At 41.3% G+C, this 2562-nt stretch carries 3 protein-coding genes; all 3 read left to right on the top strand.

All coding sequences use genetic code 11. The annotated features are described in order from the left end of the window. Positions 1-1334: hypothetical protein (locus tag J7M13_03885; GenBank protein MCD6363126.1), on the top strand; the 1334-nt coding region annotated here is incomplete at its 5' end. Positions 1335-1342: 8 nt separating this feature from the next. After that, positions 1343-1729, top strand: coding sequence for a type III-A CRISPR-associated protein Csm2 (gene csm2 / locus J7M13_03890; GenBank protein ID MCD6363127.1), 387 nt, complete (start codon positions 1343-1345; stop codon positions 1727-1729). A gap of 23 nt (positions 1730-1752) precedes the next feature. Further along, positions 1753-2562 (top strand): type III-A CRISPR-associated RAMP protein Csm3 (gene csm3, locus J7M13_03895; GenBank protein MCD6363128.1); only part of this gene is annotated, 810 nt, incomplete at its 3' end.

Raw genomic sequence — 2562 nt, forward strand, 5'->3', positions numbered from 1 at the left:
CTTTAAAGGGGCAGATATACATAGCTTTGGAGTGGGAACCTCTTACCTACAGGCACTTTAAAGAAGATTTCTACAGTGCGGTTGAAGGGCTTTTCAAGAGACTATCCGATAAGAAAGCGGAAAGATTTAAGGAAGTTCTGGAGGACGAAGATGGCTATGAGCTTCTTTTCGGGAGACCTTTGGGACTTGTGCCGTATGAGGAGCATTGTGTTGTATGTGGAGAGAGTGAGAAAGAAAAGATTTCCCTCCGTGAGGATGTTGAGCTTGTATTGTGCTCAGTTTGTAGTTCGTTTATCGATCTTTCTGAGGAAGGGAAGAATAAAAACTATGTCTGTTTAAAGAAAAGGGGTGTCTCTGAGGGGATCAAAGATTACAATTATGTCTTCGATCTGCTAGGATTTGAAGTTGATCCTTGTGCTGAGGATGATATCTGTGATAATGCTTGCAAGGATGGAGTACTTCTTTATTATCCCTCCTTGAAAAGGCCTGATAAGACCTTTGAAAATCTTGTTAATGAGTGCGAAGGAGATAAGCTTCTATGTTTTCTTAAACTTGACCTTGATAATCTCGGCAAGTTGTTTAGAGAGGGCCTGGGAAAAACCAAAGATAAGGGGCAGAATTACACTATTTCGAGAGTTGCCGCTTTAAGCAGGATGCTTTCTTTATTCTTTGAGAGGTATCTTCCTGAAAAGCTTATTTCCGATGGGGATTATCTTGTATTTGCGGGAGGGGATGACGCGTTCATTATATCTCCTTGGAATAGGGCTTTATATCTCTTTGAGGATATAGAGGAAAAGTTCAGAAAATTTGTGGGGGATAATCCCAAGATAACCTTTTCATGCGGGATCTTTTTGGCTAAGCATAATTTCCCGGTTAAGAGAGCTTCTGCGAGAGTTGAAGATGAACTTCACCGTGCTAAAAGCGATAGGAAAGAGCACGAACCTGAAACTCAGAAGAATAAGGTCTCGATGTTTGGGGAAGTGCTAACAAAAGAGGAGTTTAAAGGAGTTTTAAAGTTATGGAGAAAATACAAGCTTGTCTTTGAAAGGAATGGAGGTAAGGCAAGGGGGACGCTCTTTAGATTGATTAGGCTTGCTAAAGAGCTTGAAAGACCGAATGGGTCAAGTAGCTTTAAACTTCCCAAACCATGGCTTGTAGCCTATCTTCTCAGAGATATGGATGATAGGGATTTTATGAAGGAAATGGTTGATCTTTATGAGGGGCTCGCTTTCTGTCCGGAGGTTAGTATTGAGGGAGAAACTATAAGGGTGAGAAACCCGAGACTCCTTTATGTGGCCTTATCTCTTGCTTATCTTTCTACAAGGGAGGTGTAGAAAAAGAAATGGGTAGGGGAGGATTTGAGTCTCCAAGAGAGGGAATAGGTAGCTTGAAAGAGTTCATAAAAGAAAATGCACTTAGGATTAACTCCATAACTGATCCTGATGTCTTAAATAAGTTTTGCGAAAAAGTCAGGCGGTTTGCCAAGTGGGATAAGGCAAATTATAGGCAAATCAGGAATATATATAATGCAATAAAAAGTATTAATAGCATTGAAGAGCTTATAAAGCTTAGACCTATCTTGGCTTATATTGGAGCGAGGAATGACATAAGGAATTTAACAGATTTTCTTGAGGATCTTATCAGAGCCATAAGAAACAATAAGGAACTGATGAGTTTTAAAAAGTTTATGGAAATGTTTATCTGCTATAAGAGGGTGGAAAGAAATTGAAGGGGGGAGAAGCCTTGAAGCTGATGGGAAGAATTCTAATAAATGGCAGATTAAAGGCGAGGACAGGGCTTCGCATCGGTGGATCTAAGGAAGTGCTCGAAGTAGGAGGACTTGACTTACCTGTGATAAAAGATCCCTTTGGAGTGCCTTACATTCCGGGATCATCATTGCGCGGAAAAATAAGATCACTCCTTGAGCTTCATAGAGGCAGAGGAAAATTTGAAATAGAAGGAGAGAGCTTTTACAATATCGAGGAATTTTTTAAGAAGTATAACCAACTTATCGCTTCTGGAGAAAGGCCCGAATTCAAGGGTGGCCCATGTTGCTGTGGAGAATGCGAGATTTGCAAGCTTTTTGGTGTACCTGCGAATGAAAATAAACTTCCGCTTAATCCAACAAGATTAGCCGTAAGGGATGCTTTTCTTGACAAGGATCACTGGAATGGGTATTTCAAGGAAGCTGATATCCTTGGAGGGGCTTACACCGAGGTGAAATACGAGAACTCCATAGATAGGCTTACCTCTGCCGCGAATCCGCGTCAGGTGGAGAGGGTGCCTGCTGGGGCTCGGTTTGATTTTGAGATGAGCTTGAAGCTACTAGATGAGAGTGATGTCGATCTCCTGAAAACGCTCTTTGAAGGTATGAAACTCCTTGAGGATGACTATCTCGGAGGGCATGGCTCGAGAGGCTATGGTGCTGTTAAATTCGAAAATATAAGTATAAGGTTTAGAGGACGTGATTACTATGAGGGGGAAGGAGAAGAGGAGGAAGTCGATAAAGCAGAGGATCTTTCAAAAGTGAACCTCAAAAATATTATTGACAAGGTTAAGAGC

This window comes from Synergistota bacterium, from assembly GCA_021159885.1.
Classification (GTDB): domain Bacteria; phylum Synergistota; class GBS-1; order GBS-1; family GBS-1; genus AUK310.